We start from the raw sequence: 17804 nt of genomic DNA, 5'->3' as shown, positions 1-17804 counted from the left end.
GCCGGTCACGGAAAACCGCGTTCTCCTGTCATGCCCTGACGGCCGGGGCCGTCAGGCTTTTCTGTTTCGCGCGGTGCCGAAAGGCAGGTCCGCGAGCTCATCCGGGCTCATGCCTCGGATTGCCGGATGCGAAAGCGGATCACTTCCGTAGGTGGTTATGTTGGCCGCTCGCGGTGCCCGTCGCCAGTGGGTAAGTATGTAGATAAGCTTCATCATGCCTGGCGTTATGCGCCTGAAGATCATGCGAGGAAATCGACATCTTCTCCATTATGCTTTAGAAAAACTAAAATGAGAAACTTGAACAGGGTGCATCTGACGAGCCTGCGTGCGGTGGAGGCCGTCGGCAGGTTGGGCAATCTCGCGGCGGCCGCGGATGAGCTTGGCGTGACGCCGGGCGCTGTCAGCCAGCAGGTCCAGCGCGCCGAGGAGGCGCTCGGCCGGTCGCTGTTCTCGCGCGAGGCGAAGGGGTTGCGCCTGACGCCGCTCGGTGCGGAGGTCTGCGAAAGACTGACCGCCGGTATGCGCGAACTGTCGCGCGGGGTGGCGCTGGCGGAGCGCCGCGCGCATGGCGTCCTGACGATCTCGATCGCCCCGATCTTCGCCTCGAAATGGCTTGTCTGGAAGCTCGACGGATTCCGCAAAGTCGATCCGGACATTCGCGTCCGTATCGACGCCGATGTCGGTCTGGTCGATCCCAACACAGCCGATGTCGATGCCTGCATTCGCGTCGGCAGGGGGAAGTATCCGGGCGTGAAGGCCGAGTGGATGCTGGACCAGGAGGTCTTTCCGGTCTGCAATCCACGACTCGCGCAAAGCCTGAAAAAGCCGTCGGACCTGGCAAATGTGCCGATCATTCGCGATCGATATGCGATGTTCGAATGGGATGTCTGGCTGAAGCCGAACGGGCTGGACGCGTCGATCCTCGGCGAGGGGCCGGTTTATTCCGACGGTGCACTTGGCCTCGATGCGGCGATCGCCGGGCAGGGCGTCTTTCTCGCATGGGAGCCGCTGGCGAGCTATGCGCTCGCCTCGGGCCAGGCGGTCGCGCCGTTTCCCGACCGCTATCCGACCGGCGAATCCTACTGGTTCGTCACCGGCGAGACGGCGCGCGGAAACCCGCATGTGACGCGATTTCGCGATTGGCTGACCGCGGAACTGCAATCCTCGGTTGGCGGTATCAGCGGACGCCCGCAGCCTTCGCCGGAAGATACACGACACCCGCCAGAAGATCGCTGAGATTGCCGAGCGCTGTGTCAATGGAGGTTTCGCTGTTCAGCGAATCGCGCCCGAGAAGTCTGCTCTGCGCAAGGTCGATCAGGACGGGAGAGGATGCGAATGTGCTGTGGTTCAGCGAACGGCGGCCGGCACCCTGTTCCGAAAGGTCGATTACCGCGATCCCGTTCTTGCGGAGCGCGTCGATGTCGACACCTTCGCCGACGCGCGGATGGCCGCCGCGAACGCGGTTTGAAAGGTTGAGAGCGCGGTCCTTGCTGGAGACCATCACCGCGAAGGAAGAGGGCATCGGGTCGATTTGCGATACCTGCTGCCAGAAGACATCGACGTCGATATCCGGCGCGGCAAGCAGAACGGCGTCGATGCGGCGGAGCAGCGCCTTGTCGCCGGAGATCGAGATCTCGTGCAGGGCCTCCATCGTCAGGAGCGCCCCCATCGAATGACCCAGGATGATGATCCGGTCGGCCTTGCTGCCGGCGAGGAGACGCAGCGTCTTGACGAGGCTGCCGCGCGCGAACTGGGCGCTGTCGCGGTCGTAGAGATAGAGCGGCGTCTTGCCGGCGGACGGCCAGGAGAAATTCACGGCCGCGGCGTCGATCTTGTAGTCGTGCAGAAACTGCGCCTGCCGGTAGACGCCTTCGGCGAAGTCGGTGTTGAACCCGTGAACGAAGACGAATGCAGTCCTTTCACCGGGCGAGAATTCGAGCAGACGCTCATCGAGCCGCGAAACGAATCCGGGCGCCGTCAGATCCCGGTCGACCGCGACGGCGGCGAACTGGCGGGAGAAATCCGGCTTGCGCGTGGGCATCGGCAGCGTTCCCGCCTCGCGCTCGGGCGGAACGGAGACCGTGATCTCGGCGAAACCGAGGACGTCGGAGCGGCCTCCGGAATACACCACGAGCGGATCGTCGCTCGGCGCGCGTGCGGTGGCGACAAAGATATCCTCGGTCACCAGTGGGGCTGTCGCGCCTGTCACCAGCGGGAGCAATTCCGGCCCGGAAGCGCATCCTCCGAGAAAAAGCGCCATGACCATGAATGCGAATTTACGCTTCATCCCGTGTCGTCCGATTGCCGATGCATCAGCGCTAGCGGATCGCCGGAAAATCGGCAAGCGGGTGCGCGGGGTTGAGCCGCCAGCCACCGATCACGTTTCCTGACGGTTGACCATGATCACCGGCAGGCCGAGAGCGCGTGCGGCCTCGATCTTCGCGTATGCGCCGCTGCCGCCGGAATTGCGGCAGACGATGTGGGTCACGCGATGTTTTATGAGAAGGGCTGCTTCCTCCTTTGCAACCGCGCCGGGCAGCCCGATGACCAGGTCATGATCGGGCAGGGCAAGCGGCGTTTCCGGCGGATCGACCATGCGGACGACGAAATGCACATCCGGGCGGTCGGCGAATGGAGCGATATGCTGTCGGCCGAGCGCCAGCAGAACGCGTGACCCCGCTGGAATCGCGTCGCGCGCTTCCTCCAGCGATGCGACCTCGATCCATTTGTCGCCGGGCTCCCGCCTCCATGGCGGGCGCATGCGCGTTTCGAGCCGCACACCGGCTTGTTGCGCTGCGCGCTTCGCGTTTTGCGAAATAGTCGTCGCGAAAGGGTGGGTGGCGTCGATCAGCCGCGTCACATGTTGCGCGCGCATATAATCCGCCAGACCCTCCGCGCCGCCGAAGCCGCCGATGCGGACCTCGCCCGCGACCGGCTTTGGCTCGCGCGTGCGCCCTGCAAGCGAGGTCACCACGCGCCAGTCCGGATGATCGCGGATCAGATCCGCCGCTAGTGCAGCAGCCTCCTTCGTTCCGCCAAGGATCAGGATCGTCTCCGTCATGCGAAATCCGTCCTCGCGAGGATGTTGCCCTTGCGGTCGGTGACGATGACCTCCACCGCGACAGGCGCGCCGCGAAGCGTTTCAAGCGCGGTTGCGCGTGCCCGTTCCGCGATAGGGGCGGCGAGGTCGATGTCGTTTTCCGTTGCCAGTTCAAGGACTTCCTGTGCTGTATTGGCAGATTGAATCCGCGCGCCTTGCGCCGGATCCAGTCCGGCGTTCAGCGCCTCGGCCAGGAGGAAGTCCATGTCGACCTGGCTGCGGCCCGAATGCAGGTCCAGCGCGCCTTGCGCCAGTTTTGTCAGCTTGGCGAAACCGCCGGCAATCGTCAGCTTCGGCACCGGGTGGGCGCGCAGATATTTCAGTAGCCCGCCCGCGAAGTCACCCATATCGAGCAATGCGGTCTCCGGCAGACCGTAGATCGCCTGCGCTGCCGCTTCGGATGTCGAACCGGTCGCGCCGAGCACGTGGTCGAGGCCTTCCGCGCGGGCGACATCGATGCCGCGATGAATGGAGTGGATCCAGGCCGAGCACGAAAAGGGGTGCACGATGCCGGTCGTGCCGAGGATCGAGATGCCGCCGAGAATGCCGAGGCGCGGGTTCCAGGTCTTGGCGGCGAGGGCGTCGCCGCCCGGCACCGAGATTGTAATCTCGATATCCGGGGCGATCCCGTGTTCCGCGCAAAGCGCCTCCACCTCGGCCGTCATCAACTGTCGTGGAACCGGATTGATCGCCGGATCGCCCGGCGGGATGGGGAGGCCTGCCTTTGTCACCATGCCGACGCCGTCGCCAGCGCGAAAAGAGATGCCGGTTCCAGGCGCAGCGCGCGAGATGCGGGCGATTATGGTCGCGCCATGCGTGACATCCGGATCGTCTCCGGCATCCTTGACGATGCCGACCTCTGCGAAATTCTCGCCGAGCGTCTCGTGCGCCAGCGGGAAGGCGGGCGTCTCGCCCTTTGGCAGGGTTATGCAGACAGGGTCGGGAAACCGGCCGGTCAGAAGCGCGGTGAGCGCGGCCTTGGTGGCGGCGGTTGCGCAGGCGCCCGTCGTCCAGCCGCGCCGGAGCGGTCCGCCCGGCTTGCGGGATGTCGCACCGATTTCGGCTTTGCCCGTGACCATGGCGGTCTTATAGGTGACGGAATGACGGCGCGAAAGCGGGAAGGAACGAGAGCGTGAGCATGGAGGTCATGGACGGATTGCCCCGGTTCGAGGCTGGCCATGTCTGGCTCGTGGGCGCGGGGCCGGGCGATCCCGGCCTTTTGACGCTTCATGCGGTGAACGCGCTGAAACAGGCCGACGTGATCGTGCATGACGCGCTGGTCAATGCCGAGTGCCTGGCGCTGGCCGGGCCGGGTGCTGTGCTCGAATATGCCGGAAAGCGCGGCGGCAAGCCGTCGCCGAAACAGCGGGATATCTCGCTGCGCCTTGTCGAACTGGCCAGGGCGGGCAAGCGCGTCCTGCGCTTGAAGGGCGGCGATCCCTTCGTGTTCGGTCGTGGCGGCGAGGAGGCGCTGACGCTGGTCGAGCATGGCGTACCCTTTCGCATCGTGCCCGGCGTGACGGCGGGAATCGGCGGGCTTGCCTATGCCGGTATCCCGGTTACGCATCGCGAGACCAACCACAATGTCACCTTCCTGACCGGACATGACGCGACCGGCGTCATGCCAGACGCGATCGACTGGGCAGGCGTGGCGCGGGGGTCTCCGGTCATCGTCATGTATATGGCCATGAAACATATCGGCACGATCTCCGCGCGTCTGATCGCCGAGGGGCGGTCGCCGGAGGAGCCGATGGCCTTTGTCTGCAACGCGACGACGGCGCAGCAGCAGGTGCTCGAAACGACGCTTGCGCGCGCAGAAGCGGACGTGGCGGGCGCGGGTCTTTCGCCGCCGGCCATCGTTGTCGTCGGCGAGGTCGTGCGCATGCGCGCGGCGCTTGACTGGCTAGGCGCGTTGAATGACGGTCGTGTGCTGCAGAGCGATCCTCTCGGCCATCGGTCGAAGGACCGCTCGGCATGAGAGGATTTCTCGTCGCCGCGCCGCATTCCGGCTCGGGCAAGACGACGGTGACGCTCGGGCTGCTGCGCGCGCTGCGTGACCGCGGCCTGCATGCCGTCTCGGCCAAGGCCGGGCCGGACTATATCGATCCGGCCTTCCACGCTGCGGCGACCGGCAAGGACTGCGTCAATCTCGATCCCTGGGCGATGCGTCCGGCGCTGCTGCGGTCTTTGTCCCGGCGTTTTCTCGGCTCCGGCGACATCGCGGTGGTGGAGGCCATGATGGGGCTCTACGACGGGGCGGCGGACGGGACGGGAAGCGCGGCGGACCTCGCGGCGGCGCTGCGGCTGCCCGTGATCCTCGTCATCGACGCGTCGCGCATGGCGCACTCCGTTGCGGCTCTGGTGAAAGGCTATCGCGATCATCGCCCCGACGTGCCGTTTGCGGGTGTCATCATCAACCGTGTCGGCAGCCCGCGCCATGAGACGATGCTCCGCGGGGCACTGGAAGAGGCAGACATCCGTGTCTTCGGCGCTGTCCCGGGAGACAGCGCGCTGAGCCTGCCGTCGCGCCATCTCGGGCTGGTACAGGCCGGAGAACACGAGGCGCTGGGAGATTTCATCGCCCGGGCCGCGTCGATGGTTGGAGACAATTGCGACATGGACGCGCTCATGGCGCTCGCCACGGAGCCGAACGAACCGCGCGACGCCGCCGAACTGCCGCCGCTCGGCCAGAGGATCGCGGCCGCGCGCGACGAGGCGTTCGCCTTTGCCTATCCGCATCTCCTGACCGGCTGGCAGCGGCAGGGGGCGCAGCTTTCCTTCTTCTCGCCGCTCGCCGACGAAGGGCCTGAGCCGGATACAGACGCGGTCTTCCTGCCGGGGGGCTATCCGGAACTGCATGCCGGCCGGATTGCGGCGGCGACGACATGTCTCGACGGGCTGCGCATGGCGGCCAATCACGGCAAGCCGGTCTATGGGGAATGCGGTGGTTACATGGTGCTCGGCGAGGGGCTGATCGACGCCGACGGCGAAAGACATGCCATGGCCGGATTGTTGCCGGTCGTAACCAGCTATGCGCAGCGCAAGCGCCATCTCGGCTACCGCCGGTTGCAGCCGCTTGGCGGCTCGCCATGGGCCCTGCCGCTCACCGCGCACGAGTTTCATTATTCGTCGCTCGTCTCGGAAGGCGAGGGCGAGCGTCTGTTTGCCGTCCGCGACGCGCGCGGCGATGACCTTGGCGAGGTGGGACTTCGGCGCGGCTCCGTCTGCGGGTCCTATATGCACGTAATCGACAGGGCGGACTGATGGAAACGATCCGGCATGGCGGCGCGCTGGACCGCGCCATCGCGACATATGGCGGCGAGCGGGGTGACTGGCTCGATCTGTCGACCGGAATCAATCCCGTCGCCTATCCGGTTCCCGAGATGGACCCCTCTATCTGGCAGCGTCTTCCCGACGAGAGCCTGATGGAAGACTGCCTGCAGGCGGCGCGGGAGTATTACGGCATTCCTCAAGAGGCCGGAATCCTCGCCGCGCCCGGTACGCAGGCGATCATCCAGTGGCTTCCCCTTCTGTTCAATTATCTCGACCGGGTATCGATCGTCTCGCCAACCTATGGAGAGTATGCCGGCGTGTTCCGCATGACTGGCGTCTCGGTCGCGACGCCCGGCGGCTTGTCCGACGATTCCGATGCAGCGGACCTGCTCGTCGTCGGCCAGCCGAACAACCCGGACGGGCGGACGTGGCCGGCGGATGCGATCCTGACTTTCGCCTCCGGCCGTCGCGTCGCCGTTGTCGATGAGGCGTTCGCCGACGTCGCGCCGGAGCATTCCCTCGTTTCCCGGACCGGCGGGCGAGGTCTCATGGTGCTGCGCTCCTTCGGCAAGTTCTTCGGCCTTGCTGGCGTACGGCTAGGCTTCGCGATTGGAGACCCTGACGTGATCGCCGCGCTGCAGACAATGATCGGGCCATGGGCCGTGCCGGGTCCGGCGCTCGCAATCGGTGCGCGCGCATTCCGCGATCGGGATTGGATCGCCGACACACGGTCGCGGCTTGAAACCGACAGCGCGCGCCTGGCCGCGATGCTGGAACGGCACGGTTTCACCCTCATCGGGCGTACCGGCCTGTTCGTCACCGTGCGTCATGCGGCGGCGGGACGGGTCGCGGATGCCCTGGGACGTCGCCATATCCTTGTTCGGGAGTTCGAGCACGATGCCGAGTGGATGCGCTTCGGATTGCCGGGGATGGACCATGAATTCGCCCGGCTCGATTCCGCTCTTGCCGAAACGGCTGTGGCCATGCAGAACCCCCGGTAATGTTGGAAGCCAGCAGCCTTGCCATATTGCTCATTGCACTCATTCTGGACCGCCTGATCGGCGATCCCGACTGGCTGTGGTCCCGTGTGCCCCATCCAGTCGTGTGGTTCGGCAAGCTGATCGATCTTTTCGAGCGCAATTTCAACAATGAGGAGAGTTCGGGTTCGGCCCGTGCGCGCGCCGGTTTCCTGATCACATTCCTTCTGGTGGCATTCGCCGTCGTCGTCGGGCGCTGGCTCGACCTGCTGCTTGGCTGGACCGGGGTAGCCGGTCTCGTCATCGAGACGCTTGTGGTGATGGTCCTGCTGGCGCAGAAATCGCTCGTCGTGCATGTGCGTGCCGTGCAGACGGCATTGCGCGAAGAGGGGCTTGAAGGCGGCCGGAACGCCGTGTCGCAGATCGTCGGACGCGATCCGGAAACGCTCGACGACTCTGGCGTTGCGCGGGCAAGCATCGAGAGTTTGGCGGAAAACGCCTCTGACGGCGTGATCGCGCCGGCCTTCTGGTACGCGCTGTTCGGCTTGCCCGGCCTGTTCGCCTACAAGCTCATCAATACGGCGGATTCGATGATCGGGCACCGCAATGAACGCTATCTCGCCTTCGGGCGCGCTGCCGCGAAGCTGGACGATGTCGTCAACTGGATTCCGGCGCGGCTTTCCGGCATCCTCATCGCCATTGCCGATGGAAGCCTGCGCGGGCTGAAACGGGCGCGCCGGACTTTCGCGGTGACCTTTCGCGATGCGCGGCTGCACCGTTCGCCCAATGCCGGCTGGCCGGAAAGCGCCATGGCTGCGGCGACGGGCGTGGCGCTTGGCGGGCCGCGCAGTTATGGCGGCGAAATCACCGACGATCCCTATCTCAACGTCGCGGGCCGGCACTTCGTGTCCGAAAAGGATATTGGCGTGGCAATCGCGGTCTTCTGGCGAAGCATGACGATTCTGGCGGTTCTGGTGGCGATACTCGCCATTCTCATGTGATTTTCTTAGAGCGCCGTTCGATGGCGCGCTTCAGGTCGGGCGCGGCTGCGATCAGGCGTTGCGTGACTTCCGAGGCTGGACGGTCGAGCACATCACCCGTTCGCCCCGTCTCCACGATCTTTCCGTGATCCATCACCAGCACATCATGCGTGATGGCGCGCGCGACTGTCAGGTCATGGGTGATGAACAGGAAGGCGAGGCCGAGATCGTCGTTCAGCTTGGCGAAGAGGTCGAGAATCTGGGCGCGGATCGACACGTCGAGCGCGGAGACCGGCTCGTCGGCGACGACCAGTTTCGGCCGGGTGATGATGGCGCGCGCGATGGCGAGCCGCTGGCGCTGGCCGCCGGAAAATTCGTGCGGGTATTTGTCCATGTCGGAGGACTGCATGCCGACTTCGACCAGTGCTTCCGTCACCCGGTCCCGCTTCTCTGACCGTCCCATCCGTTCATCCATCAGATGCAGCGGTTCTGCGACCGACGAGAGGACTTTCTGGCGCGGGTTGAAGGAGCCGTAAGGGTCCTGAAAAACGACCTGCATCTCACGGCGCGCCGGTCGCAGGGCGTGCTCGTCCAAAGACGAGGTCTCCATTCCATCGAAACGAATTGCGCCCGATGTCGGGCGGTCGAGGGCGAGGATCATGCGCGCCAGCGTGGACTTGCCGCAGCCCGACTGCCCGACCAGCGCAACCGAATGGCCGGAGCGGATAGAAAACGAGACCCCGTCTACCGCGCGCACTGGTTCGCCGCGCGAGAAGAACCCGGTGCGATGGCCCGGAAAATGGCGTGCCACATCCTCCAGTTCGAGCAGGCGATTGTCGCCATCGGGCGCTGTTTGTGCGTTCGCCCAGGCCGGTACGTGAACGGAGGCTTCGGCAAGGCGCTTCGTGTAGGGGTGCTTCTGCTCGCGCAGCACAGTGGCGGTTTCCCCGGCCTCCTGCACGGCGCCGTGGCGCAGGATCGTGATGCGGTCGGCCATGTCGGCGACGACGCCGAGGTCGTGGCTGATCAGGACCAACCCCATGCCGTTTTCCTCGACGAGGCTACGCAGCAGGTCGAGGATCTGTTTCTGCAGGACGACGTCGAGCGCCGTCGTGGGTTCGTCGGCGATCAGCAGCTTCGGATGCAGCGCGCAGGCGATAGCGATGACAACGCGCTGGCGCTGGCCGCCGGACAGTTCGTGCGGATAGCGCGAAAGCGGAAACCGGCTATGCGGCAGGCCCACACGCTCGAGCATGTCGCGGGCGCGGGCCTCGGCCTCCGCGCGGCTTACGCGGCGGTGGAACCGTATGCCTTCGGCAACCTGCTCCCCGATGGTCTTGACCGGATTGAGCGCGGTCATCGGTTCCTGGAAGACCATGCCGATATCGTCGCCGCGCAATTCGCACATGCGTTCCTCGGAGGCGGTCAGCAAATCCTCGCCGTTGAAGCCGATGCGTCCGGCGGGTCGCGCCGCGTGTGGCAAGAGTCGCATCACCGCCTGAGCGGTCATCGACTTGCCCGACCCCGATTCTCCGACGAGACCGACCACCTCGCCGGCTTTCACCGTCAGGTCGATGTCCCTGAGGATCGGTGTATTGCCGATAGTCAGCGACAGATTGGCGATGTCGAGGACGGGTGCGCTCATCGCTGACGCCGCAATCTGGGATCGAGCACGTCCCGCAATCCGTCGCCGAGCAGGTTCAGCCCAAGCACGGTGATGATGATCGCAAAGCCCGGCACGATGGCCATGTGGGGTGCGATGGTCATCATGGTCTGCGCCTCGAACAGCATGCGTCCCCAGCTTGGCGCGGGCGGCTGCGTGCCGAGGCCGACATAGGAAAGGCCGGCTTCGGCGAGAATGCCGAGCGAGAACTGGATCGTGCCCTGGACGAGCAGCAGATTGGCGATGTTCGGCACGATGTGCTGCACCGTGATCAGCCCGGCGCGCTTGCCCGACGCACGGGCGGCAAGGATGAATTCGCGCGGCCACAGCGCCAATGCGCCGCCGCGCGCGACGCGGGCGAAGACGGGGATGTTGAAGATGCCGATGGCGATGATCGCATTGATCGCGCCGGGTCCGAAGATCGCGGTGATCATCACCGCGGACAACAGCGCGGGAAAGGCGAAGACGATGTCGGAGGCTCGCATCAGCACCTCGTCCACCACACCGCGTTTCGCCGCGGCATAAGTTCCGAGCGGGACACCGACGGCAATGCCGATACCGACCGCGATCAGCGCGACGGCGATGGAATTGCGTGAGCCGACCATGATCATCGACAGGATGTCTCGGCCGAAATGGTCGGTGCCCAGAAGGTGTGTTGAGGAGAGGCCCTGCAACCGGTCTGCGATTACCAGTTTCGTCACATCGTAGGGCGTCCAAATGGCGGAGACCAGCGCGACGGCAATGACGAACAGGGTGATGACCGCGCCGGCCAGGAAGGAGCGATTGGCGAGCGCCTTGCGGATGAACCGCCGCCAGTCCTCGTGCTCGGTGGCGACCAGTTCGCCTTCGATACCGCCATTCGCCATGTCAGCGCCGCCTCAGGCGCGGATCCGCCCAGGCATAGGCGAGATCGACAAGGAAATTGACGATTACGACGGTGGCTACCAGCAGGACGACGACGCTTTCCACGACGATCAGGTCGCGCTGGGTGATCGCCTGGAACACGAGGCGGCCGAGGCCGGGCAGGTAGAACACGTTTTCGATGATGATCGTGCCGGCCAGCAGGAAGGAGAATTGCAGGCCGAGGATCGTCAGGACCGGGATCAGCGCATTGCGCAGCGCATGCCGCCACAACACCGCGTTGGCCGGCAGGCCCTTGGCGCGGGCGGTGCGGATATAGTCCTCGCTCATCACGTCGAGGAGGGCGGAGCGGGTGACGCGCGCGAGGATAGCGGCCTGGGGCAGGGCCAGCGCGATGGCCGGCAGGAGCAGGGCGGAGAGCGCGGTCCAAAGGCCGGCGTCCCAGCCGGGAAAGCCGCCGGCCGGAACCCAGCGCAACGCGACCGCGAAGACATAGACCAGCAACAGCGCGAACCAGAAATTGGGAATGGCGATGCCGAGCTGGGTCGCCGCCATGACGCCGGTGTCGGCCGCCGTTCCGCGGCGCGCGGCGGAGAAGATGCCGACGGGCAGCGCGATGGCCGTCGACAGGAACAGCGCCATCAGGGCGAGCGGCAGCGATACGACGAGGCGGTCGCGGACGAGATCGATGACGGGCACGGAATAGGTGTAGGACCGGCCGAAATCACCGGTCAGCAGGCCGCCGATCCAGGTGAAGTAGCGAGGTATGAGCGGCTGGTCGAGGCCCATTTGCTGGCGCAGCGCGGCGATCGCGTCCTCGGTCGCGTTCATGCCGAGCATCAGCCGGGCCGGGTCGCCGGGCACGATCTCCAGAACCGCGAAGACGATGACGCTCGCCGCGAGAAGCGTGATCAGGACGATGAGGATGCGGCGCAGCGCGTAGGACAGCATGAGCGGAGATTAGCGGTCGCCGGGACAAAGAAAAAGGCGGGCACCGACTGCCCGCCCGGGTTTCTGAATGGCGCCGGTCCTATTCGGTCCAGTGGACGGCGGACAGGTCGTTGGCCTGCAAGGGCGCATTGTGCCACAGACCCTCCAGCTTGGCGTCCCAGATGCCGATCTTGGGAAGCTCGAACAGGAAGCCGTTGACCGCGTCACTGGCAATGATTTCCTGCGCCTTCCGCAGTAGCGCATAGCGCGCATCCTCGTCCGAGGTGGCGTCGAGTTCGGCCATCACGGCGTTGAACTCGTCGGAGTGGTAGTCGAAATAATAGTCGTCGCGGGCATAGATGCCGATGTCGTTCGGCTCGGTATGCGAGACGATGGACAGGTCGTAGTCCTTGCCCTTGAAAACCTGGTCGAGCCACTGGGCCCATTCGACAGGGATAATCTCCAGATCGATGCCGACATCGCGCAACTGGGCGGCGATGATCTCGCCGCCGCGCCGTGCATAGGCCGGCGGCGGCAATTTCAGCGTCGCCTTGAAGCCGTCCGGATAGCCGGCCGCGGCGAGCAGCTCCTTCGATTTTTCCGGATTGTAGCGGTAGGTTTCGACGAGTTCGACATAGGCCGGGTTATGCGGCGCGAAATGCGTTCCGATCGGCGTGCCGAAACCGAACATCGCGCCGTCGATGATCGCCTGGCGGTCGAGCGCATGCGCGATGGCCTGACGGACTTCCAGTTTGTCGAAGGGTTCCTTACCATTGTTCGTCGAGAGGACCGTTTCTCCCTCGGTGGAGCCTATGACGACAGCGAAGCGCGGATCGCCCTCGAACTGCACGACCGCCTCCGGTGCGGGGAAGGACGGGAAGGCCTGGATGTCGCCGGCAAGCAGCGCGGCGGTGGCGGCGGCCGGGTCGGAGATGAAGCGATAGGTGACCTTGTCGAGCGCCACCGCTTCACCCCAGTAGTCCGGGTTTTTGACCAGTGTCGCGGACGATCCCTGTGCCCAGGTCTCGAATTTGAACGGACCGGTGCCGACCGGTTTTTCCTTGTTGGTCTCGGCCGATTCCGGCGCGACGATCACCGCGTCGCCCCAGCCCAGATTGTAGAGGAACGATCCCTGCGGCTGGCTCAGCGTCACCTTGACCGTCAGATCGTCGACGGCCTCGACCGTGTCGATCGCCGAAAACAGCGCCTTCTGCGCGTTAGTGGAGTCGTCCGCGCGGGCGCGGTCGAGCGTGAAGACCACGTCGCCGGCATCGAGCGCGGTGCCGTCATGGAAGGTGACGCCGTCCTGGAGCGTGAAAGTGTAGGTCAGGCCGTCATCGGACACGGTCCAGCTCTCGGCGAGCGAGGGCAGAACCGCTCCGTCGGGGCCGATGCGCGTCAGGCCCTGGAAAATGTTCTGGTAGACGATGTCGTCGATCGCGCCGGCCGCGCCCGCCGTCGGGTCGAGATGTGGCGGTTCCAGCTGGATCGCCAGCGTCAGGTCCGTGCGTGCGGCAAAGGCCGATGTCGTGAGTGCGAGCGCAAGCGCCGCACCGGCGAGAAGGGTAGTGGTCTTGGCTTTCATGTACGAACCTCCCGAGTATCGCTTCCGGATTTATACAGGACACGGGCGGCTTGTCAGCAATCGAATGTGCCGTCGCGGTCGCCTTGCCGGAACGCGGCACTGTCTGTCGGGCCGGCGGAAAGCCGAAATGGTTATGTTCCGGGCAACACCGGCACGTTGTCGATCAGGCGGACATCGTCCATTTTTGCGGCGGCAAGAAGCCGCGCTGGGCGGTCCAGCGTCGTGATTGGGGCGAGGTCGTCGGCGCCGCGCAGTTCCAGATATTCGACGGATGCGAAGCCGGATGTTTCCAGCAATCCTATTGCCGCCTCGATTGAATCCTGCGGGTTCGCTCCCCGGGAGATCGCCTCGGCCGTCTGCACGAGCGCGCGCGGCAGCGCGACGGCCTTTTCGCGTCCCTCGGGCGACAGAAGGCGATTTCGCGAGGACATGGCGAGGCCATCCGCCTCGCGGATCGTCGGACAGCCGATCACGTCGATCGGAATGTCCAGGTCGGATGCCATGCGGCGCACGACCTGAAGCTGCTGATAGTCCTTTTCGCCGAAATAGGCGCAATCCGCGCCCGTTTGCAGGAACAGTTTGCAGACGACGGTCGCGACGCCGTCGAAATGACCGGGTCGAAAGCTGCCGCACAGGGAATCGGTGATCCCGGAAACTGATATGGTTGTCGCGAAACCCGCAGGATAGATCTCTTTGACGTCCGGCGCGTAAAGGATATCCGGCCCGATTTCTTCCAGCAGCGTGCGGTCGTCTTCCTCGGTGCGTGGGTACTTCTGGAGGTCGTTCTGGTCGTTGAACTGTTTTGGATTGACGAACAGCGTGACGATGACCCTATCGCACTCGGCGGCTGCGCGGCGAACCAGGCTCAAATGCCCCTCATGCAGCGCGCCCATGGTCGGTACGGCTCCGATCCGGAGGCCGTCCTTGCGCCATGCTGTGGCTTGCGCGCGCAAATCGGCGCGGCTGCGGACGATCTCCGGCTTCACGTGTCGTGGTCTCCAGCGGGCGATGTCTTGTCGGGAAACACGTGCTCGGGCGCCGGGAAGCTGCGCTCACGCACCTCTTGGGCGTATGCCGCAAGCGCCTTGTCCGCCGCTTCACCCAAAGTCGCGTAACGCTTGACGAATTTCGGCTTGAATGCCGTGAACATTCCGAGCAGGTCGTCGATTACGAGGACTTGGCCGTCGCAACCGGTCGACGCGCCGATCCCGATCGTCGGAATGTCGATCGCCCCGGTGATCTCGTCGGCGAGGCTTGCCGGTATCTTCTCCAATACGATGGAAAACGCGCCGGCTCGCGTGACGGCGACAGCGTCCTCGAGAACGCGCCGGGAATCCTCTCCCTGTCCCTGGGTCCGGTATCCTCCGAAGACGTTGACGGATTGCGGTGTGAGGCCGACATGCGCCATGACCGGAATGCCCCGGCGGACCAGAAACGCGATCGTCTCCGCGATGTGAACCCCGCCCTCCAGCTTCACCGCGTCCGCGCCGGTTTCGCGAATGATGGTCGATGCGTTGCGGAAAGCCTGCTCGGGTGTTTCCTCGTAACTGCCGAACGGCATGTCGATGACCAGGAGCGCCTGCTTCACGCCCCGGCGCGCGGCCTTGCCGTGCATGATCATCATTTCGAGGGTCACTTCCGTCGTGGACTGGAGCCCGTGAAGGACCATGCCGACGCTGTCACCCACAAGGACAAGATCGCAGTGCCGGTCCGCGATTTCCGCCATCGGTGTCGTGTATGCCGTCGTGCAGACGATGGGCTCGCCGCCCTTTCGCGCGCGTAGGCCGGGGACGGTTATGGATGAGGCTTCGCGAGTTGCCGACAAAGCATTGCTTTCGTTGGACTGGAGTCGGCTTTGTCTATTCGGTCGCTGACTTTTGCGCAAGAAGAGGCAGGCCAAGCAACTGATAAGTTACGGATTTTTCCTTTTATTGGACTATTCTGAAGCCAATCCGAGAAGCTCCTCGAGCGCCAGCGCCATGACCTGCGCCGATTGCACCATGTCGGCGATGCCGACCCATTCGTCGGGCCGGTGCGCGAGGTCGAGAATTCCGGGCCCGTAGGCGACGCAATCGTAAAGATGGCCGAGCCGGGCGATGTGCTTCTGATCGTATGTGCCGGGCGAAATGACGTAGTCCGGCTCGCGGTCGAAGATCGTCTGGATGCCGTGCGCGACGGCCGTCGCCACAGGCGCGTCCTTCTCCGTCATGAGCGGCATCACCTCCATGATGTCGCTGATCGTGTAGTCGAAATTCGGCCGTGTCGCTTTCAGGTCGTCCAATATGGCGAGAACCTCTCCCTTGACCTCGGAGATCGCCTCCTCGAGCAGGAACCGGCGGTCGATTGTCAGGCGGCAGGAATCTGGAACGTTGGGGGAGGGCAGGCCGGTGTAGTCGTCGGTCTGGCCGCCATGAATGGCGTTGATGTTCATCGTCGAGCGGCGCGCGCCTTCCGGAACGACGGGCATGCGGGTCTGCTTGGCGTCGAGGGCGGGAAACAGCTTTTCCTCGAAGGCGGCGAGCAGGGCGCCCATGTGCCGGACGGCGCAGTCGCCGAGGAACGGCATGGAACCATGGGCGATCTCGCCCTTTGTCTCGATCTCCGCCCACCACACGCCGCGATGGCCGAGACAGACGCGGTCCTTGTTGAGCGGTTCCGGAATGATGACGTGGTCGACGCGCGGCTTCGAGAAATAGCCCTTTCGCGCGAGGTGGGCGACGCCACCGAAGCCGCCGGATTCCTCGTCGACCGTGCCGGATATCTCAATGGCGCCGGCATAATCGGGATATTGCTCGATGAATGCCTCGACGGCGATGACCGAGGCGGCGAGCCCGCCCTTCATGTCGCATGCGCCCCGCCCATAGACACGGCCATCGCGCACGACGCCCTCGAAAGGATCCACCGTCCAGCCGTCGCCCGCCTCGACCACGTCGATATGCGAATTGAAATGGACGCATGGTCCGGGGCGCCTGCCCGCGCGGCGCGCGACGACATTGGTGCGCGGATAGCGGTCCGTATCGCCCGGCTCGCCTTCGCCGCGCACATATTCGATCTCAAAACCCGATTTCGCCAGCCGTGCGCCGAGATATTCCGCGCAGGGCGTATAGGCTTCGCCGGGCGGATTGACTGTCGGGAAGCGGATGAGGTCGCGGGTCAGCGCGACAAGCTCGTCTTCCCTCTTCGCGATCGATTCCTGTAGCGGTTTCATGCGGCCATTCATCATCAGTTTGGGCGGCGGGGCAAGGTGCGACCCGATTCGCTCGGAACGGATGTCGAGAGCACCGACATGCGATGCCTGCCGGGCCGTTCCTGCGCCCGTCGCGCCCTATCTCCCGGGAACGTGGCGTCGATGCACCGTTTTTCGGTTTGGATTTATATTTTCCGATTGAAAAATCTTGCTCGAGCGACATAATCGATTCCGAGGTTGCCGCTGTGGGGCATCAGGGCTGCTGCGTGTCGCTTGCATTCAAGCAAAATGGGGATCACATCATGAAAAGACTTGTAACGGGCCTGCTGGCGTCCGTTCTGGCTACTCCGGCCCTGGCGGCCGACCCGACGGATCGAATCTATTACCAGCAGCCGGGTGCCTCCGATACTTCCGGCAGCGTCGGGGCATCCGTCGGGGCATTGATCGCCACCGATGGCGACGAGTCCGAGACGGCGACCGTCTACAATTTCAGCGGAACGCTCAATTCTCGGTTCGGCCCGCGCTGGAACGGTCAGTTCGATGCGCGCTACAACGGCGCTTCCATGGAAGGCGATACGCTTGCGGCTTATGGCGGCGGGGTCCATGTCTACTGGCGTGACCCGGCGGCCTATGCCGTCGGCGGCTTCGCTGCGATCGACTGGCTCGATTTCGACGACCTGGATGGAGACGCCTATTCCTACCGCGTCGGTCCCGAATTCCAGATCTATCGCGGCAACATGACCTATTACGGACAGGCCTATTACGGTCAGTACATAGTCGATGGCGAAGGCGCGGATACTTGGGGCATTCGCGGCGAGGCGCGCTACTTCCACACCGAGAATCTCAGATTCGAAGGTGAACTCGCCTTTACCCGGATCTCCGATGGTGGCGATGGGGCGCGTATCTTCACCGTGGGGCTCGAGGCCGAGAAGCGCTTCGACAATTCGCCCTTTTCGGTGTGGGGGCGCTATCAGCTCGACAATGTCGATGTCGAGGACGAAAACGTCACCGGGCACTCGTTCCTGATCGGTCTGCGCGCGGCGTTCGGCACCGGATCCTTGTTCGAAGAGGATCGCAACGGCGCGACCATGGAAACGCCCAAGACCAGCCAGGTCTTCTGACGCCGGGTGGATATTCGAAAAAGAAAGCCGCGGTATCGTTCGCGGCTTTCTTGCTTTTCGCGCCGGATCGCCGAGTTCTTCGGCATGTTGCACTGGGTAACCTTTTATTACACTCCCACTGTTATTT

16 protein-coding genes are annotated in these 17804 nt (G+C 64.5%); 6 read left to right on the top strand and 10 right to left on the bottom strand.

Going from position 1 to position 17804, the window contains the following annotated elements:
• Window positions 1-288: 288 nt before the first annotated feature.
• On the top strand, window positions 289-1236 hold the full coding sequence (locus LC343_RS02050) for a LysR substrate-binding domain-containing protein (protein WP_223475423.1): 948 nt from the start codon (window positions 289-291) through the stop codon (window positions 1234-1236).
• Here the strand turns inward: LC343_RS02050 and LC343_RS02045 are convergent.
• The 3 genes from LC343_RS02045 to LC343_RS02035 all read right to left on the bottom strand — a co-directional run bounded on the left by LC343_RS02045 (window position 1178) and on the right by LC343_RS02035 (window position 4179).
• Window positions 1178-2287 carry an alpha/beta hydrolase gene (locus LC343_RS02045; protein WP_223475422.1) on the bottom strand — a complete coding sequence of 370 codons (1110 nt, stop codon included), beginning with the start codon at window positions 2285-2287 and terminating at the stop codon, window positions 1178-1180. The genes LC343_RS02050 and LC343_RS02045 overlap by 59 nt on opposite strands.
• Before the next feature lie 90 nt (window positions 2288-2377).
• Window positions 2378-3061, bottom strand: a complete 684-nt coding sequence (locus LC343_RS02040; protein ID WP_223475421.1) for a cobalt-precorrin-6A reductase — start codon at window positions 3059-3061, stop codon at window positions 2378-2380.
• Window positions 3058-4179 carry a cobalt-precorrin-5B (C(1))-methyltransferase gene (locus LC343_RS02035; protein ID WP_223475420.1) on the bottom strand — a complete coding sequence of 374 codons (1122 nt, stop codon included), beginning with the start codon at window positions 4177-4179 and terminating at the stop codon, window positions 3058-3060. Before LC343_RS02035 ends, LC343_RS02040 begins: the two co-directional genes overlap by 4 nt.
• A gap of 59 nt (window positions 4180-4238) precedes the next feature.
• On the opposite strand from LC343_RS02035, the gene cobA reads away from it, so the two are divergent.
• From cobA to cbiB, 4 genes are read left to right on the top strand one after another with little or no spacing between them, the layout of a single operon-like run.
• Complete coding sequence (cobA, locus tag LC343_RS02030) at window positions 4239-5078, top strand: uroporphyrinogen-III C-methyltransferase (RefSeq protein WP_223476093.1); 840 nt, start codon at window positions 4239-4241, stop codon at window positions 5076-5078.
• A complete protein-coding gene (locus LC343_RS02025; protein WP_223475419.1) occupies window positions 5075-6364 on the top strand; it encodes a cobyrinic acid a,c-diamide synthase CobB in 1290 nt (429 codons plus the stop codon). Before cobA ends, LC343_RS02025 begins: the two co-directional genes overlap by 4 nt.
• On the top strand, window positions 6364-7374 hold the full coding sequence (gene cobD / locus LC343_RS02020; RefSeq protein ID WP_223475418.1) for a threonine-phosphate decarboxylase CobD: 1011 nt from the start codon (window positions 6364-6366) through the stop codon (window positions 7372-7374). The genes LC343_RS02025 and cobD overlap by 1 nt, the downstream gene beginning before the upstream one ends.
• Window positions 7374-8351, top strand: a complete 978-nt coding sequence (gene cbiB / locus LC343_RS02015) for an adenosylcobinamide-phosphate synthase CbiB (protein ID WP_223475417.1) — start codon at window positions 7374-7376, stop codon at window positions 8349-8351. The genes cobD and cbiB overlap by 1 nt, the downstream gene beginning before the upstream one ends.
• On the opposite strand, the gene LC343_RS02010 is transcribed toward cbiB, so the two are convergent.
• The 7 genes from LC343_RS02010 to LC343_RS01980 form a co-directional block, all read right to left on the bottom strand.
• Window positions 8344-9975 carry an ABC transporter ATP-binding protein gene (locus LC343_RS02010; protein ID WP_223475416.1) on the bottom strand — a complete coding sequence of 544 codons (1632 nt, stop codon included), beginning with the start codon at window positions 9973-9975 and terminating at the stop codon, window positions 8344-8346. The genes cbiB and LC343_RS02010 overlap by 8 nt on opposite strands.
• A complete protein-coding gene (locus LC343_RS02005) occupies window positions 9972-10859 on the bottom strand; it encodes an ABC transporter permease (protein WP_223475415.1) in 888 nt (295 codons plus the stop codon). The genes LC343_RS02010 and LC343_RS02005 overlap by 4 nt, the downstream gene beginning before the upstream one ends.
• A 1-nt stretch (window position 10860) precedes the next feature.
• Window positions 10861-11805: an ABC transporter permease gene (locus LC343_RS02000; protein WP_223475414.1), complete on the bottom strand. Its 945-nt coding sequence runs from the start codon at window positions 11803-11805 to the stop codon at window positions 10861-10863.
• A gap of 79 nt (window positions 11806-11884) precedes the next feature.
• The gene (locus tag LC343_RS01995) at window positions 11885-13369 is read right to left on the bottom strand and encodes an ABC transporter substrate-binding protein (RefSeq protein WP_223475413.1); all 1485 of its coding nucleotides are present in this window, start codon (window positions 13367-13369) and stop codon (window positions 11885-11887) included.
• A gap of 131 nt (window positions 13370-13500) precedes the next feature.
• Complete coding sequence (panC, locus tag LC343_RS01990) at window positions 13501-14355, bottom strand: pantoate--beta-alanine ligase (RefSeq protein ID WP_223475412.1); 855 nt, start codon at window positions 14353-14355, stop codon at window positions 13501-13503.
• Window positions 14352-15194 (bottom strand): 3-methyl-2-oxobutanoate hydroxymethyltransferase, encoded by an 843-nt coding sequence (panB, locus tag LC343_RS01985; RefSeq protein WP_223475411.1) that lies wholly within the window; start codon window positions 15192-15194, stop codon window positions 14352-14354. The genes panC and panB overlap by 4 nt, the downstream gene beginning before the upstream one ends.
• 111 nt (window positions 15195-15305) lie before the next feature.
• Window positions 15306-16577: an acetylornithine deacetylase/succinyl-diaminopimelate desuccinylase family protein gene (locus tag LC343_RS01980; protein ID WP_428982487.1), complete on the bottom strand. Its 1272-nt coding sequence runs from the start codon at window positions 16575-16577 to the stop codon at window positions 15306-15308.
• Between the two features lie 281 nt (window positions 16578-16858).
• Here LC343_RS01980 and LC343_RS01975 point away from each other — a divergent pair, with 281 nt between their 5' ends.
• Window positions 16859-17677 (top strand): hypothetical protein, encoded by an 819-nt coding sequence (locus LC343_RS01975; RefSeq protein WP_223475410.1) that lies wholly within the window; start codon window positions 16859-16861, stop codon window positions 17675-17677.
• Window positions 17678-17804: the final 127 nt, after the last annotated feature.

It is taken from the genome of Oricola indica (assembly GCF_019966595.1).
Lineage (GTDB): Bacteria > Pseudomonadota > Alphaproteobacteria > Rhizobiales > Rhizobiaceae > Oricola > Oricola indica.
Note: the sequence above shows the minus strand (reverse complement) of the source record. Positions and strands in the feature narration are given on the sequence as shown.